General features: G+C 41.7%; 9 protein-coding genes. 3 read left to right on the top strand and 6 right to left on the bottom strand.

Translation table 11 applies throughout. The annotated features are described in order from the left end of the window. Positions 1-304 precede the first annotated feature (304 nt). From ABJD64_RS03125 to ABJD64_RS03115, 3 genes are read right to left on the bottom strand one after another with little or no spacing between them, the layout of a single operon-like run. Positions 305-1474 carry an MBL fold metallo-hydrolase gene (locus ABJD64_RS03125; RefSeq protein WP_348177310.1) on the bottom strand — a complete coding sequence of 390 codons (1170 nt, stop codon included), beginning with the start codon at positions 1472-1474 and terminating at the stop codon, positions 305-307. 10 nt (positions 1475-1484) lie between these two features. Beyond that, positions 1485-2759 (bottom strand): hypothetical protein, encoded by a 1275-nt coding sequence (locus tag ABJD64_RS03120; protein WP_348177308.1) that lies wholly within the window; start codon positions 2757-2759, stop codon positions 1485-1487. A gap of 24 nt (positions 2760-2783) precedes the next feature. Continuing rightward, on the bottom strand, positions 2784-4205 hold the full coding sequence (locus tag ABJD64_RS03115; RefSeq protein WP_348177306.1) for a serine hydrolase: 1422 nt from the start codon (positions 4203-4205) through the stop codon (positions 2784-2786). A 201-nt stretch (positions 4206-4406) separates the two neighbouring features. On the opposite strand from ABJD64_RS03115, the gene ABJD64_RS03110 reads away from it, so the two are divergent. Then, positions 4407-6572, top strand: coding sequence for a winged helix-turn-helix domain-containing protein (locus tag ABJD64_RS03110; protein ID WP_348177304.1), 2166 nt, complete (start codon positions 4407-4409; stop codon positions 6570-6572). Between the two features lie 23 nt (positions 6573-6595). On the opposite strand, the gene ABJD64_RS03105 is transcribed toward ABJD64_RS03110, so the two are convergent. From ABJD64_RS03105 to ABJD64_RS03095, 3 genes are all read right to left on the bottom strand, one after another. After that, the gene (locus ABJD64_RS03105; protein ID WP_348177302.1) at positions 6596-7789 is read right to left on the bottom strand and encodes a hypothetical protein; all 1194 of its coding nucleotides are present in this window, start codon (positions 7787-7789) and stop codon (positions 6596-6598) included. An 88-nt stretch (positions 7790-7877) separates the two neighbouring features. Next, on the bottom strand, positions 7878-8870 hold the full coding sequence (locus ABJD64_RS03100) for an aspartate-semialdehyde dehydrogenase (RefSeq protein WP_348177300.1): 993 nt from the start codon (positions 8868-8870) through the stop codon (positions 7878-7880). Positions 8871-9178: 308 nt separating this feature from the next. Next, positions 9179-11581 carry an ABC transporter permease gene (locus ABJD64_RS03095; RefSeq protein ID WP_348177298.1) on the bottom strand — a complete coding sequence of 801 codons (2403 nt, stop codon included), beginning with the start codon at positions 11579-11581 and terminating at the stop codon, positions 9179-9181. Positions 11582-11654: 73 nt separating this feature from the next. Here ABJD64_RS03095 and ABJD64_RS03090 point away from each other — a divergent pair, with 73 nt between their 5' ends. Both ABJD64_RS03090 and ABJD64_RS03085 read left to right on the top strand, forming a co-directional pair. Then, entirely contained in the window at positions 11655-12026 is a 372-nt protein-coding gene (locus ABJD64_RS03090) for a DUF1801 domain-containing protein (protein WP_348177296.1), read from the top strand. An 82-nt stretch (positions 12027-12108) separates the two neighbouring features. Further along, entirely contained in the window at positions 12109-17451 is a 5343-nt protein-coding gene (locus ABJD64_RS03085; protein WP_348177294.1) for a lamin tail domain-containing protein, read from the top strand. Positions 17452-17557: the final 106 nt, after the last annotated feature.

Raw genomic sequence — 17557 nt, 5'->3', positions numbered from 1 at the left:
TTTCGATAGAATATTTCGGAAAACACCGAATATAATCGCGTAGTCATTTGGGTTAGGTTAGGTAATAAAATATTATTCTGTATTCAGAATAATTTCACAATATATATTTTTAAAATAAGAAAAACTAACAAACATTAGTAAATAAGTTTTGGCGTAGCTGCAATAAAGAAAAATGGATCGCCAGAACTAAGAAAAGGGGATAAAATTGAAGGGTAAAAATGATCCCCAATGAACCCTACCATGTATTGTCCAATGGGAATCAGAGGTTTACTACGCCTCTTTGAACCGAATCTTTATGTAATACCTAATACCTCTCAAATTCCATAGAGGTCTTAAATACAACCGCATCTGTATAAACATTGTTGACCACAGACTTGGCCGTGGAAGTAGGCAGATGAAGACCGATAATGTGGGCAGGACTGATCTGCTCTTCTATCAAAGTCTTATTGGCACTGCTTATCAGGGTGTTGAAGGTGGGTATGAGCAAAACATCAATTTTTTCTGCGGTCAAGTTAAAAGGCATAAAATTCTCCTCTGAGTAATCGACATCACCAAGGTGTAGTACTTTTTTTCCTCCTATTTCCACTAGAAATCCAAAATTATCAACCGAAGAAAAGTCGTTACCGAAAAGATCAAAATGCCGTAAGTGAAGGACCTTGACTTTAATACCATCAAATGTCTCCTCTGCTGATTCTCCTCTTAGGGGAGTCAAATCAGCCACCTGAGATTGATTCGATATCGAACCTTGTAGGCCGCTCGGAACAATGACCTTGGCACCCGAATTGGCGCTCAAAAATCGATTGACAGAGGCAGAACTCACATGATCTCCGTGTGCATGAGTGGCCATGGCAACTTTAATGTTAGCAAAATCACCTGACCCCGATTCGATAGCTGATTGTATCCCATTTGCAATAGGAGACCATCCACTTAAATCGCCCGGCAGGGCGTCGATAATTACTCCTTGCACTCCATCAGAAATGTGAACGCCATCATTGCCAATGTAAGTGATTTTAATCGAAGATTGCTTTATTGTGATGGCATTGGAGGGCTCCGACAAAACATTCGAAACACCCTCCATACCCATCGACAATATGAATCCTCTATAACTTACACCTTCCACGATTTCGTCTCCATCGCTGTCTAAGGCTGTGGCATCAAGTACTACTTTTTGACTTGGTGTTCCTTTTGGGATATCCAAAAAATTAATCGTGATAGCTTCTGCCGCAGCAAGGGTAAACGAGCCGCTATTTGCAGCTTTGACAATAAACAATCGATACGCCTCCAGGCCTTCTTCCTGTGTGATACTAGTAAACGAAACCTGAAGGTCCGATGCATTGCCGTTGTTGGTAATATCATCAATTGATAGACCAGCAACGGCCACAACTGTTAATGCAGAACTATCACTCTCACCATCGCTATCGCATTGAAAAAAAATGAATGCGGCTGCAGTAAATAGTATGATTATATTTTTCATGGGTTTTATTTTATTCAATGACATCTATTTCTCTAATCACAACAGGACTGATAATTCTTTCATCAAGGCTGCTACCTGCTACATCGTTGATATACATTTTTCTTCCATCGGCGCTTATGGCTATATCATTTGGAAGTGAAAATGTGGCCTGACTCAAATTGCCATTGGCTGTCCCTCTCGAACCACTACCGGCAAACTTGGATACTTTACCCTCGAAATCTACCTGATAAATAGCATTGCCCCTTCTGGCGACCACATATATGAAGTCTCCGTGAATAAGTAGATGTCCGTTGTTTCCACCCGGTACCGTTGCAAAAACACTTACTTCTTTTGCAGGGGTTACTTTCACCACATCACCATTGCCGAAATTGGCCACGTATAAATTACCTTCCGCATCAACATCAATACCATTGGGGCAATTAAATAGCGGGCTCGCCACATAAGTAGAAATTACACCGTCGGCGGACACCTCATTGATTAAATTGCCTCCACAGTTGCAGGTATACAATCGGCCATCATCCTGGACAGAAACGCCTATTAGGCCTCCAGAAAATCCACTTGCAAACGTGCTCGACACTCCTTCGGGTGTGATCTTACTCATAAATCCAACCGTACTGGATTGGTACAAATTCCCATCTTTATCAAAGTCATTTCCAGAAGCTCCGTTCATTGCGCTATTGAAAATCGCTACCTCTCCTTCTGGTGTAATTTTGTAGACATTTTTGCCTCCGGCATCAAGCGTAGAACCAAAATCTCCCATATAAATATTGCCATTCGCGTCCATGTCCATCCCTCCAGACCCAGCCTGAATAACTCCAGTAATTGTTCTTACGGCACTTCTTTGTTCCAGCATAATACTAGCCGAAGCCGATGATAGCGGAGAACCATTATTTTCTGTACCAACAGAACTAACAAATAGCTGGTAGGCCTGACCTTCTAGAATCAAATCGCCATCTACATCTTTGGAAGTCGCTATCAGCAGAACCTTGATGTAGTTTTCAGACGCCTCTACTGCCGTATAGTTATTAGAAATTCCTGCTGCGGCTAAAGAGTCAAAGCTCGTGGCATTTTCAGCCTTTACAACATAGATTCGGAATTCACTAACCAGTGACAGATCGCCAGGTGGTTCAAATCCCAATTCCATATCCTGACCATTGCCAAAATTTGAAATGTCTCTTACATCGAGTCCGGTAGGTGCATCCAGCACGGGGGAGGCCGGCGTGGAATCTCCATCGCTGCATCCGAAAAACATAATTAAAAGGGAAAAAGGTAGAAACAGTCTCATATTCGTTCGATTTAGCTTTTTGATTTAATTCGCATTTAATTCTACCAGATCAATTTGATCCAGCCACTTATGCACTTCGGTATAGAGCGACCCTCCAGGTCCAATGACTCCCCCGTTGCCTACCCTGTTTGTGAAAATCACATAGGCAACGTTTTTCTCCCTGTTTATTTCCGTCACATGTGTGACGCCCACACCAGCACCGGTATGGCCTATCCAGCCCGTGCTGCCAGCTGCCTGCCTCCAGACTAAACCAATACTGGAATCGTAAGCAATACTGTTGCCTTGAGGATATTTTACGTCAAGCAAAGCTTCGACAGAAGAAGTCTCTAAAATCTTATTCCCGTTATATGTGCCTCCATTCAGCATCATAAACAAAAGCTGTGACCAGTCCGAAGTAGAGGTTCGGAGCATACCTGCCGGATAGAAAAAGAAGGAGAAGGGCTCGAGAATACTTCCATCCGAGCCATAAATTACCGCAGCTTTTGAATGATCGATATCAGGATAGTGAAAACTTGAGGAAGACATTCCTAGTGGTGTTAGAATCTTTTCCTTGCTATAGTCATTGAAATGCTGACCTGACAATTTTTCTACCATATAACCCAGGAGTGTAATGCCGTAGTTTGAATTTTTGTGAAAAGTGCCAGGCTCTACATTCATCCAGATACCCTCTTTATAAATAGAGCTTCCGGGTGTAATTGCCTCCTCGATGATGGGATGTAGGGCTATAGCTGAGTCGGGCTTTATAGCAGCGAATACATCATCGATTATTTCTCCTACACCTGGGTTGGATAGAGAGCTACCATGCTCCATGACCATTTTTACAGTGATCTCCTTGTCTGGAAAGTTGGGGTTTCGTACCTCAAACCCAACATAATCACTGATATCCCGATCTATGTCGACCTCATCGAGTTCGACTTGCTGCATAACGGCAATAGATACCACCAGCTTGCCAATCGAAGAGGTGATGTATAACGTGCTTTCATCTGCAGCTTTGGTAAGGTCAACGTCGTATTGACCAAAACCCTGGCTGTAATGAACTTTGTCATTAGCCAATACTGCCATTGCGAGTGATGGAATTCCGCTCGATGCCATGGCTTGTTCAACTTCTTTTTGCAAATTGACAAGCACTGTAAATACCTCATTACTCGTCGTTGATGAATTACCCACCCGCACCGTTATGTTACCATCAATTGCGTCTTCAGGCACTAGAACCTTAAGTTGATTCATTGAGGCTTCTAGCACCGTAGCCTGCTTGCTGCCGAACCTAACGATGTTTTCGACGGCAATGCTGGAAAAATTCAAGCCTTTGATGGCAATCTCTTCTCCTTCATGCCCGAATATGGGACTGATTGAAGTTATTTCAGGTATAACAACTTTCTCACTGTCTTCATCACAACCACTAAAAGTTATAAGAAGAGCTATAATACAAATCAAATAGGGCTTCATAAAAATATTATTTTACGTTTGTTGTTTATCGGTCAATTTTATTCCGCAAAAAGCCATTAGAAATTAGGTTTATGAATAAATCAACTGTTATATCTCGTATGGCATAGACAATATTGACATATTGGTAAAATTCAGCATTAGAAGAATCCTGAATGTTTTCTGAAAAGCAACCTCAAAACCCATATTTGACACTTCCACCCTATGAAAAAGAGTTCTGACTTGAATTCGAGACCCTTTAAAATTGGTGATTGGCTGATAATGCCGGAAATCAACCGAATTATAGGTACCACTGGCAAACACAACATTGGCTCCAGAACCATGCAAGTTTTGGTTAGTCTTGCGCAAAGCCAGGGCCAGGTCGTTACCAAAGAAACACTTATGGAAACCGTCTGGAGAGACGTGGTGGTTACTGAAGATTCGTTGATGAAGTCGATATCAGTATTAAGAAAAATATTTGAGGAGGCTGGGGAAAACAAACCAAAAATTGATACCATACGCTCCGTAGGATACGTGCTTCTTTCACCAATCAAATATGCTGAAGGACACAGGTTGGTAGAAGGGCTACGCAAGGATAAACCGAGGCTTATTACTTATTCTCTTGTATTGGTCCCGCTGGCACTCATCGCTCTTAGCTTTTTCTTTTTTGATTCTTCAAAAAATGTTCCCGTAAATAAAGTGATTCAGATAACCGATGACTGGGGTCAGGAGAGAGTGCCAAGATTTTCCCCTGATGGTAAAAAGGTCATGTTTGCAAGGGCAACTAGTGGAAACAACAATCTCGATATTTACATAAAGGATTTAAAAACTCAAGACCTAAACCATTTAGAAAACCCTCATAATCTAGAAACTGATCCAGTATGGTCTCCTTCAGGAGGTGAAATTGCCTTTTTTAGAAATGACGGGAAAAGTGTCTGGATCATTGTTAAGAATGTAAAAAATGATCAGGAAACTGAAGTTATTACAGTCAATTCAATTGTTAACTTATCTGCCATGATATGGACACCAGATGGTAAGTCTATCATCTATTGCGATAGGCTAGAAGGACAGCGAGCATTTGCCTTGCATCGTGTTGATCTGGGTAGTAAAAATATCACACAACTCACCAAACCTGAAGGACGAATAGTTGGAGATAGTTCTCCTAGAATTTCACCCGATGGAAGCAGTATGGCATTTATCAGATCCTATCGGTACAGCAACCTTTATTACCACCTGATCCCAGGGTACGGTCGCATCATGACCATGGCCCTAAACAATGGAGAGGAAACTGAGGTAACGAAAACTCCGGAGCAAATTACCGGTGTAAGTTGGGCAGACAATGAACACCTGCTCTATTCTTTTGTCCATAAAAATTATACTTTTCAAATTGCCAAAATCAATCTAGCAACTGATGACAGAATAATTGTTCATGAGACATCAGAGATCATTCGAAACCTTGATTTTCATGCAAAAACCAACCAGCTGGTGTTTGAGACCTGGAATGAGTCATATAACATCTGGAAGTTTTCTGACTTACCTCAGAGTACTAACTTCAGCAGCAAATACATCAAAGGAGGAAATACCAGTTGGAATCCAACCTATCACCACAAAACAAATCAACTTGCCTATGTTTCTCGTGAATCTGGCTATGCGGAAATTTGGATTGAGAATCTTGAAACGAAATCCAAAACCAAGATGACCAATTTCAATGGAGCAATTGTCAGATACCCACAATGGTCTCCTAACGGAAAACAAATTTCATTTGAAGTTAACAAAGAACGCAATAATGATGTCTTCATGTTGGATATTGCATCGAAACAATCAAACAGAATCATTGACGATTTAGGTCATGAGAAGTTCCCTTGCTGGTCCTTGGATGGTTCAGCCATATATTATGGCTCTAACAAAACAGGAACGTTTCAGATTCATAAAAAAAGCTTGACGGATAGCACCGATATCCAAATCACAACCAAGGGAGGCATAAGGGCCATACCTTATGGCAAGGATATCTATTATTGTTTCCCTTATAGTCGTGGAATATGGAAATTAGAATCGGGAGAAGAAAAAAAGGTAATAGAAAATTTCATCCCAAATGACATTGCCAATTGGCAGATTGTAAAGAACAAATTATTTTATATATCAAGAAGTAGGTACGGTAAACCCGAACTTTACTACATGGATCCGACTGACGGTAGCCAACACCACTACCAGTCTTTTAGCTATCCGATGTCATATACTTTTTCGGGTTTCACATATGACGTACGAGATAGCTCCTGGCTAATCACCCTCAACGATGTTATCCGTTCAGATATAAAAATGATTGTGGTCGAAGCTAATCATCCTCGAAATGAGAATCCTCCAGCGACCTCGAAGTATGCATTCTTTAAATAGATTTTTGGAGCTTCAACATTCACTTAACTTTTTGCACAAACAAGTACCTTCAGGCCTTGATCAAGCAAAGTAGTAGCAAATAGGAACACATCTCCTCCTTCTTTAATTCCCGTTTTCTTTCGGATTTCTTTTACGGTCATGGGATAATTACGTACAGTTATATTCGCCTTTCCTTGAGGTAAATAGGATTTCAGTTTTTTCTTACTCAGTGCACTTATTCCTTCGATATGAAAGGCTCTTCCGGGAAAGTTCTCGATTAACTTGTCTGACGTATAAAGATGCGAGTTTCGATGTAGTTTGCTTAGTCCAAATGCATTAGCAACCGAATTGAAACCTCCCGCTTTCATGATAGAGGCATTCGGCTCGTAGAGATAATTGAGCGGCTGACTAAATGCAGGATTCTCTTGTTCCTGATGTTCCGAAAACTCAAAAGTATCCGTATGGCCCTGCAATAGATTGACTGCTACCCGTACTGGTGACTCTTTAAAATCTGGCTCTATTCTAAATAGCAACTCTTTGCATTCATTCCGAACGGAAACGACGTGAATTTCCTTGACATGAGATAAAGCTGCCAAGGCCTGATGGATATCGAGCAAAGGAGACATTTTGATCAAAATTTCAGCTTTTCGTTCCAGAAGTAGGGGAAGGATCAAACTCAAATCAGGTGTGCAGTCTTCGATTTGAAATACTTTCTGGTTGGCTCCGTCTCGTCGAGCCGGGTCTATGTAGTAAAGATCTGAACCAGCTTCTTCATTTGATAGATATTCCTCAGAAGTTGTGTTGAAAAATTGGACGTTTTTAGCCTCCAGCTTTTGGTAATTATATTTAGCAAGTGAGACCAGTACTTCAGACTGCTCTACATAATTGGCTTGCTCAAAACATTTGGACAGGTAGTATAAATCTATTCCGAACCCACCGGTTAAATCAGTCACCACTTTTCCTTCAACCAATGAAGCCTTGTATTTGGCTGTGATTTCGGACGAGCATTGTTCCAGAGATACTCCAGGAGGAAAAATAACCTCTTCATTCTCAAACCATTCAGGGAGTTTGCTTTGGGCCTTCTTTCTGGACTGAATTTGCCCGGCTATTTCCCTAATCGGTAAATCGGGGTAGTTGGCACTTTTAAGCACCAACGCCAAGGGGTCCTCGTTCAAATGTGCTTTGATGAATTGCCGAACTTGGGGCTGACTGAGTGTATCTATGAGTGCTTTGGACATAAAAAAACTGGCTCAAATGTATAACATTCGAACCAGCCTTTTATTTGTGCGAGATGTTTTCACACGAATAACTAAAATAGGTTTCTTATCAGTACACGAGGTTGTGCTCAGTCACATACTGTGCAATTTGTACTGCATTAGTAGCAGCTCCTTTTCTAAGGTTGTCCGCCACAATCCAGAGGTTCAATGCATTTTCTTTTGACTCGTCATGACGTATTCTTCCAACAAACACTTCATCCTTTTTATGCGCGGTCAATGGCATCGGATATACATTATTGGCCAAATCGTCTTGAATCACTAATCCCGGAACTTTGGACAAAATCTCTCTTACTTCTTCCAAATCGTAAGGATTGTCGAATTCAATATTAACAGCCTCTGAGTGACCGCCCATGGTAGGAATTCTGACGCAAGTAGCAGACACCTTTACGTTTTCATCTCCGAGGATTTTGACAGTTTCATTGGTCATCTTCATTTCCTCCTTGGTATATCCGTTCTCCTGGAACACATCGATATGAGGCAATACGTTCATGTCAATTTTGTGAGGATAGACCATTTCAGGTGTTTCACCATTTCGTTCCGCCATCATCTGGTCAACCGCTCCTTTTCCAGATCCGGTTACCGATTGGTAAGTAGACACCAATACACGGTTGATACCGTACCGTTCATGCAAGGGCCCTAGAACCAATACCATTTGTATGGTAGAGCAGTTTGGGTTAGCAATGATTCGATCATCTATCATGATGGCCGAGCCGTTGATCTCAGGTACAATCAACTTTTTACTAGGATCCATTCTCCAAGCGGAAGAGTTGTCGATGACAATAGTGCCTACTTCTGCAAACTTAGGTGCCCATTCAAGAGACGTTCCTCCTCCAGCTGAAAAAATTGCAATATCTGGCTTTGCCGCCACGGCGTCTTCCAAACCGATAACGGTGTGTGCTTTTCCTTGATATTCGATGACTTTACCAGCTGACCTGGCCGACGCGACCAATAACAGTTCATCGTATTCAAATTTTCTTTCTTTAAGGACTTCCAGGATTTCCGATCCTACCAAGCCCGTGGCTCCTACTACTGCTAGCTTCACTTTTTGTACTTTTTATATAAAGTCCGTCTTGGGGAAACATGCTAATTCTTGCAACATGCCCACTAAACGAACGAATTTGAATAATTATCTCTTGGATTCCATGTAATTAGAATTCAAAATTACTACAATTTCATTGAGAACCAGAACAGCGAAATGCTGGTTTTTTTAATATTTGTTAATCAAACGAATCAATCGTTAAATAATTAACCAATTAAGAAACGTAAAACAAATTTCTAACAGAATTTTGGCAACTACCAATCTGATCTCTGAAATGTTTTAATCAGATGGATGAATACTGGTCATTAAACTCATTCCCTCAACATATTCACAGGATTTTCCAGCGCTGCTTTTACGGAATACCAGCCAATAGAAAGCAGGCCGATTGCTAAAATCGATCCTACAGACATTAACATCAAACCAAGATCTATTTCTATACGGTAGGCAAAGTTATTCAGCCATTCATTGCCTAAATAATAGGCGATAGGTAGTCCAATAAGTACAGCCAAGGCAATAACTGATAGTTGCTTAAAGGTGAAGTATTTTAAGATCCATAGTTCCGAGGCACCTAATGTTTTGCGAATGGCAACCTCCTTTCTTTTCAGTTCTGTCAGATAAGCTGAAAGTCCATACATGCCAAATCCCGCTAAAAAAATCGCTAGTAAAGTGAATATTGAGAACAATTCCTGGGTATGTTTTTCACTGACATACAAGGTCTCCAAATTGGTGTCTAAAAATGAATACTCCACCGGCTTGTCCGGTGAAAAAACCGACCACTGATTGAGCATGTCCTGAACAGCCTGCTGTGTGTTACTTTCTTTTATCTTGAAGACCATCCTGGCCGGAAACCTCAATCCGGTTGAAATGACCAATGGCCGAATGGATTCATGAAGCGAATGAATATGAAAATCCTTTACCACTCCTATCACTTTCAACCTTCTTGTTCCGGTAGTGTTTTTGATAAAAGAATTGACCGCCTGGTCGGCTGTCCAGCCAAACTGCCTAACGGCCTCCTGATTGATGATCGCACTACGAATCGTATCCGTAAAATCGCCAGGTCTATAATTCCGGCCAGTTAATAACTCCAGCCCGAATATATCAGCACTGTGTTCATCACCCGCAAAAAAGAAAGAAACATTCACAGGATTACCTTCCGCTTCTGCCGTGGTATAGGTGGTTGCGCCATTAACAAAGCCAGGGACTGATGACATAATCGAACCTTGATTGATATAAGGCGATTTCACCAATTCATCTCTGAATGTACTTCCCTGGGCTCTTATCTCTCCGGCATTTTTTATAACTAACAGATTCTCCTTGTCATATCCCAAATCAACTGTTTTCAAAAATTGATTTTGTTTGGATACGATAAGTGTAGATACAATCACCACAAGCGAGACACCGAATTGCAGACCTACTAGTATATTTCTAACCCATCTTTCCTGGGCAGATTCGCTGCCGCCTTTGGAATTAGTGGTAATCACTTCTGTTGGGTATACACTGGACAGTTTTAATGCAGGATAAACGCCTGCAATTAGGCCAAGTGTCAATGAGAAAATACCAACAAGAGCTAAAAAAGCTGGTGCCAACAAAACATTTAGTGACCAGGATTTACCTGACAAGTCGTTGAAATACGGAAGCACCTGAAATGCCAGCAGCATGGCCAGCAAGGCTGAAAGTACCGTGAGTATCACCGACTCTCCTAGCAGCTGTCTGATTAACTGCACCCGTGAAGCTCCCATGATTTTTTTTAGCCCAAGTTCTCTCATTCTTTTCCCTGCTTTGGCTGTAGACAAGTTCACATAATTGATGCACGAAATAATCAAAATGAAAATCCCTACAGCCATAAAAAGTTGAACGTTGCTCTTATTGCCATTCGGCATAAATTCCCATCTTAGATTGGAGGTCAGGTGAATGTCGGTCAGAGGCTGAAGAAAATAATCGTAGCTGTTGCCTTCGTCCAACCATTTCTGAAAATCCATGCCTGTTGTGTTTTCAGCCATTTTTTGAAGTAAAAACTGACGTGCTTTGCTTTCAAATTGACTAGATACTGTCCTTTCATTGAGTTTGACATAAGTAAAATAGAAAAAAGCCGTGCCCCAGGTATTGTGATAGCGAGGTTCGGATGAGTCTTGCATGGGTGCAATCAAATCGGCTTCGAAATGGGAATTGTCTGGGAGATTTTCTATCACGGCACTCACCTGATAATTCAGACTGTCGCGAACAATCAATTGCTTTCCAACTGCCTGGGTAGTATTAAAATATTTGAGGGCTAGATCTTTAGTAAGTACCAGCTGGCGTGGTTGACTCAAAGCTGTCTTCAAATCACCCTGGATTACTTTTACATCGAACACGCTGAAGAAATTTTTGTCAGCGTAGAGTCCCTTCATTTCATTAAAAAGCTCGTTGTTGACTTTGATATTGAAATCGCCGGTGCTCATTCTTGTGGCCTCCCCTATTTCAGGAAAGTTGTCAGCCAAAGCCGTACCGACAGGTGCGGGAATGGAAGCCCAGCCGACTTCGTTATTAGGGTAAACACGGTTCAGTGCCACTCGGTAAATGCGATCCGAATCACTGAAGTGCTTGTCAAAAGTCAGTTCACTCTGAAGATAGAGAAATATGAAGATAGTTGAGGTGGTACCGAGTACCAGGCCAATCAAGTTGATAGAATAATAAAGCTTGTTTCGACGGGCGTTACGAAGGAAGAATTTTATCATGGCTACATTTTTAGTAAGATCTCCCTAACCACAAATTACTACATTTGAATTAGAAAAGCCACTATGTAGAATAATGTCTGAGATCCTAGACTATATATCTGGACTTGAAAGTCCACAAAAAGAAATCATGACCATCCTCGACCAAATGTTTCATGCCAATGACCGAATGAGTAGTAAGATCCGTTTCAAGGTGCCATTCTACTACCAGAAAAGTTGGGTGTGCTATCTCAACCCGATCAAGAAAGGAGGCGTTGAATTGTGCTTTATTCGCGCCAACGAACTGTCGAATGAAAATCAATTGCTCGATTTTAAAGATCGAAAACAAGTGGCCGGAATCAGTTACTTTTCGATTGAGGAAATAGATCAACGAGCGCTCAACCAGGTGATCCAGGAAGCACTTATCTTGGATGAAACTGTCAAGTATGCCTCCAAAAGGAAAAAATAATAAAATCATAACCCAGCAGGGATTTAAACCGCTATTGAGGTTGATGAATTATCCGTATTTTAGTAGTTGAAACTCAAGTTGAATGAGATACCTGCTAACCTTTTTTGGCCTGCTTACCGTTCAGCTCTCGCTGGCTCAGGTGAGTGATGATTTTTCTGATGGAGACTTTACTGGTAATCCGGCATGGAGTGGGGATGTCGTAGATTTTGGCGTTAATTCCGAACAATTGCAACTCAATGTAACACCGGCACTAGAAGGTGAATCTTATCTTTCCACTTCCCAAACAGAACTAGGCCAAACTACTTGGGAATTCTATTTTAGACTTGCATTTTCACCTTCAGGAGGAAATCGCACTAGAATTTATCTAGTTAGTGACAATGGCGACCTTAGTGCCTATCCAGATGGATATTTCATTTTAGTAGGAGAAAGTGGAAGCGGTGATGTGTTAAGGTTCTATAAAAGAAATGGAGGTTCAAATAGCTTACTCTTTTCTGGGTCAACAAGTTTATCTTCTAGCTTTGAAATTTGGGTACAAGTCACAAGAGATGCAACCGGCAACTGGCAAGTGAATTCAAGCAGTGATGGTATTGCACCGTACTCAAGTGAAGGTGCTTCCTTTTTAGATGCCACACATACAAGCACAAGCCACTTTGGGTTCTGGTGTGACTACACATCCTCAAATTCGACCGATTTTTATTTCGACGACATTTCCATTTCAACCACTCCTGTGGTTCCCAGTTTTGGGATCGAATCACTAGCTAAAGAAGGCACTAATTCGATACGAATCACCTTCAACCAAAACGTAGATCAGACGACAGCCGAAACTCTGACCAACTACTCCTTAAATTATGGCTTTGGAAACCCTACTTCGGCTGCGAGGGATATGACCAATCTGGATGAGGTTTTACTAACCTTCGCAACCAATTTTGTCAACAACGATTACACACTCAATGTTGATCAGGTCCAACATGAGGCCATGGATGAAACCATTAACGATGTTGACCAAGCATTTAATGTTGAACTTCAGACTCCCTTTAGGGATATTGTGATTAACGAAATCATGGCTGATCCAAACCCGGTAGTGACACTGCCAGATGCTGAATTTCTTGAACTGTACAACACTTCTAATCAGGCAATTAATATTGGTGATTTTATGATTGACGCACGGACAATTGGTGATTTCACTCTGGAGTCGGGATCATATGTAACCTTGACTACTTCCGCCAATGCAGGATTGTTTTCCGGTGATGTCATAGGTTTAAGTGGGCTGTCGTTGAGTAACTCTGGCGAAGCCCTGCAACTCACAGACAATTTGGGTAATCTGGTTGATAGTGTTTCTTATACATCGGACTGGTACAACGACACAGATAAAGATGGTGGCGGATATAGTCTTGAACAAATCAACCCCGAACTGACCTGCAGCAACGAAAACAACTGGACGGTATCGGCTGATGCCAATGGAGGAACGCCCGGTATTCAAAATGCAGTCTACGACAATACCCCGGATGCTACGGACCCCAATCTCATGGGTTTTATCGCTACTGATGCTAATACCTTCTTGCTCACCTTCGATGAACCGATGGACGAAACTTCTTTAAACGGCGCCACCTATTCATTTGACAATGGCATTACAGAAAACGGCATTACACCAATAAGCCCTGGTTTTTTGACCACAACGATAGATGTAACTCCCGATCTAACCAGTGGGGCTAACTACACCATTACCATCACCGGGGCCACTGACTGCGCCGGAAATGCTATCCAAACCAATAGCCTTTCCTTTGACTATGACACCAACCCACCTGCCCTTGACCGCATAGTAGTAAGAACATCTAACCAGATCGATATAAGTTTTACCGAAGATCTAAACGAAACCATTGCTGAAACTGAAGGGAATTACGTATCAGACCACTCAGGTTCCAGCCCCACATCGGCCATTTTGAATAGTGAAGACGCAACCACAGTTAGCCTCACCTTCGCAGACGAATTTGTACTTAATACAGAAAGTACACTAACAATAAGCAATCTCGAAGATTTACAGGGCAACGTTCTGGCAGCAGCCTTGACACCTACTTTTACCCTGTCTCAGCAGGTTGATACCATTCAGGTTATGGGAATTAACTTACTGGATATCTATTACAAACAGAATCTGGACCCTACCAGCGCAGGCACTGAAAGCAACTACTTCGTTGATGATGGTGTCGGCAATCCTTCTAGTGCCTTTCTGGATGGCTCCAATGATCGACTTGTCCATTTGGCATTTGCCAATAATTTTGATGATAACAAAAATCTTACCTTGACTATTTCGGACGTTCGAAATTCCAGCCTGGAATATCTAACTACGCCAGACCTCATTTTTGTGTACGACACTTCTCCTCCCAAATTGGATACAGTGAAAGTGGTCTCCTCCTCATCACTGGAGATTGTCTTTACTGAAAATGTAGATGAGCAATCAGCTGAATCTAAGGAGAACTATGAATACGAAAACATCTTCCCCATCAGGGCCACGCTGGCCGTTGACCAAAAAACGGTAACCCTTGAATTTGACGAAGACTTTGAACGTGAAGTAGTTTTCGAGTTGTCGATTGATGAAGTAAAAGACCTCTATAATAACGAAATCAAAACTAAGCTTAAGCAAGAATTTGTCTACGACGTATTCGAACCGGAATTAGACAGTATCATCGTTCGATCTTCTGATGAGTTAATTCTTTGGTTTAATGAGAATGTAGACCAAACGATAGCGGAAAATATTACGAACTATTCAATTGAGGGGCTCGGTCAGCCAACCAGTGCGTCCCTGGACTTAGAGTTTCAGCACATCGTCTATCTTAATTTGTCTTCAGGCCTTCCTGAGACTTCAGAGATCGATTTAGACATTTCAGCCATGCAAGACCAGAGAGGCAATGCGATTATCAATCCAATCTCATCCTTTTTCAATTATGATATCTTCTACCTAGCTGTGGTTCAATCCACCGGTCGAAATACCGTTCAGATTGAATTCAACAAAATCCCGGATTTAACTTCGAAAAGTACATTAATAAACTATTCGATCAACGGACAATCCATAAGTGCAATCAATTTCACTGATGACAAAACAGCTACATTGACTTTTAATTCGACCTTGGAGGACAACAGCGAAAACTCCCTGACTGTTGATAACGTGAGCGATCAAAATTCGAATGGCTTGTTTAAAAGTAGTTATTCATTCCTATTTGATTCAAGAATTTCCTATTCCGGCCTGGCTGGAGATCGTACTATCGCTCTCGAATTCGAGGTCGAATTGAAAGAGGGGCAAACACTTACGTTATCAGACTTTACGGCTAGCCCATCCCTGGGCAACTGCAACGCGGCAGTTATTGACAATGAAGACCCGAAAATTCTGCGACTGACATTTGAAGAAGCCCTGGTAGGAGACTTGGAGTACACCATTTCCTGGCAAAATCTTATCAACACATTTGGCAACGATCTGGCAGACTACTTTACCACGGTAATAAACGATCAAACGGCTCCATCGGTATCCGAGCATTTGATTGTAGATGCCAATACCATTTGGATCAAATATTCTGAACCGCTCAACGAGGTTTCTGCCGAATTCTTAAACAACTATCAAATTACACCTACCATTGGATATCCGACTGAAGTCAAATACGATGATGCCGATTCAACTACCTTATTAGAGTTCTCTACTGAATTTCTAGAAGGAACTGCTTATGAATTGACCTTAGACAACATTGAGGACCTATCTGACAATGCTCTAATTAATCACATCATCCCTCTTACCTTCGAGGCTGCGAATTCTCCCTCTTTTGGAGACCTCATTATCACTGAAATTATGTCTGACCCAACCCCGGAAGTGGGACTCCCAGATACCGAGTATATAGAAATATACAACACCACTGATCAAACCATTTCTTTGGCTGGTATAAGCATTGTGGATGAAGGGGGTAGTGCTACTATCATCTCTGGAGAAATTCAAAGCAGCAACTATATAGTGCTGACCAGTACGTCTTGGGCAAGTCAATTTCCTGGTGTAGCAACCATAGGAATAACCAGTTTCCCATCTCTCAATAATTCCGGAGAAACTATCTCAATTTACGCAGGGGAGACGCAAATCTATTCCAGTTCCTACACCAAAGATTGGTACAAAGACAGCGATAAAGAAGACGGTGGCTGGGCTTTGGAGATGATCGATTTAGAGAATCCTTGCGGGGAATTAAATAATTGGACGGCATCGATCAGCCAGACCGGCGGGACACCTGGTGAAGCTAATTCTGCTGCCCTCTCTAATCCTGATAGCTTCGGCCCAGAGATCACCACGGCCATTGCCACAAGCGAAAACTCCATAGAACTTCAAATGAATGAGAAGTTGCACCCCTCACAATTTATTAATGCCGTAATCTCAATTTCGCCTGAAAAAACAGTTTCGTCTCAGGAATTGGACAGCCCTCAAAATACCAGCGTCAATATCAGCTTAACTGAAAGTCTGGAGCCAGGTCAGCTGTATGAAATCACAATCAATCAGGTTGCAGACTGTAAGTTGAATATTATTCAACCGGGCGCAAATTCTGCAACCTTCAGGCTGCCTGAAGCGGCCCTCCTTTCAGAAGTATTAATCAATGAGGTGCTTTTCAATCCAAAAGTTGGGGGCGTTGATTTTGTAGAACTATATAACAACTCGGATAAAGCGATCAATTTGATCAAATGGACGATTGGAGATCAATTGGACAACTCTGTGACAATTACCACAGAAAACCTAATTCTTGATCCCGAAGAATACATGGCTTTAACGACAGACCCAGCCATACTAAATGCGAATTATCCAAGTGGTGATGTTTCGAAGTTCGTTGCCATGAGCAGCTTCCCAAGCCTTTCCGACGCGGAAGATTCTGTAATTCTGATCAATAGCTCTGGAGTCAGAATAGATGAAATGAAGTATCAAGACGACTATCATTTCAATCTTCTGGACGACGATGACGGTGTTTCTTTAGAGCGGGTATCATTTGAAGCAGAAAGTACTAATCCTGATAGCTGGAAATCTGCGGCGAGTACGGTAGGGTTTGCCACTCCCGGTATTATTAACTCACAATTTCGGGAGGCCAATCAATCGATTGCGGAGGTGTCGGTCGACCCACAAGTTTTTGTGCCAGACAATACAGGTATGAATGATTATACCACAATCAGTTATCAGCTGGATCAGGCCGGAAACTTTGCTAATGTGCATATCTACTCCACCAGTGGGGTTTTGGTAAAAACCCTGGCCGAAGGGCAGCTACTATCTACAACTGGATTCTTCACCTGGGATGGAATAACAAACAATGGTAATCGAGCATCAGTGGGTTACTACGTGATCAATTTTGAAATTTTTGACGGGCAAGGCAACAAGTCTGTACAAAAAGAGACCGTTGTGCTTGGTGCTAAGTTTTAGGATTTTTAATGTATCAAATTTCATTTTTAGGAGATTCTCCTAGTAAAATTTAAGTCTTTACTCTATTTCAGGACTCACAGGTTTACAACAACTTTGCTATTCACAA

It is taken from the genome of Reichenbachiella sp. (assembly GCF_039944555.1).
In the GTDB taxonomy this organism is placed as follows: Bacteria; Bacteroidota; Bacteroidia; order Cytophagales; family Cyclobacteriaceae; genus Reichenbachiella.
This window is presented reverse-complemented; position numbering and strand designations above follow the sequence as displayed.

Excerpts from the sequence above, each read along its gene's own strand:
- ABJD64_RS03110 (WP_348177304.1), top strand. The coding sequence starts at position 4,407 with ATGAAAAAGAGTTCTGACTTGAATTCGAGACCCTTTAAAATTGGTGAT.
- ABJD64_RS03105 (WP_348177302.1), bottom strand. The coding sequence starts at position 7,789 with ATGTCCAAAGCACTCATAGATACACTCAGTCAGCCCCAAGTTCGGCAA.
- ABJD64_RS03125 (WP_348177310.1), bottom strand. The coding sequence starts at position 1,474 with ATGAAAAATATAATCATACTATTTACTGCAGCCGCATTCATTTTTTTT.
- ABJD64_RS03085 (WP_348177294.1), top strand. The coding sequence starts at position 12,109 with ATGAGATACCTGCTAACCTTTTTTGGCCTGCTTACCGTTCAGCTCTCG.
- ABJD64_RS03115 (WP_348177306.1), bottom strand. The coding sequence starts at position 4,205 with ATGAAGCCCTATTTGATTTGTATTATAGCTCTTCTTATAACTTTTAGT.
- ABJD64_RS03090 (WP_348177296.1), top strand. The coding sequence starts at position 11,655 with ATGTCTGAGATCCTAGACTATATATCTGGACTTGAAAGTCCACAAAAA.
- ABJD64_RS03095 (WP_348177298.1), bottom strand. The coding sequence starts at position 11,581 with ATGATAAAATTCTTCCTTCGTAACGCCCGTCGAAACAAGCTTTATTAT.
- ABJD64_RS03120 (WP_348177308.1), bottom strand. The coding sequence starts at position 2,759 with ATGAGACTGTTTCTACCTTTTTCCCTTTTAATTATGTTTTTCGGATGC.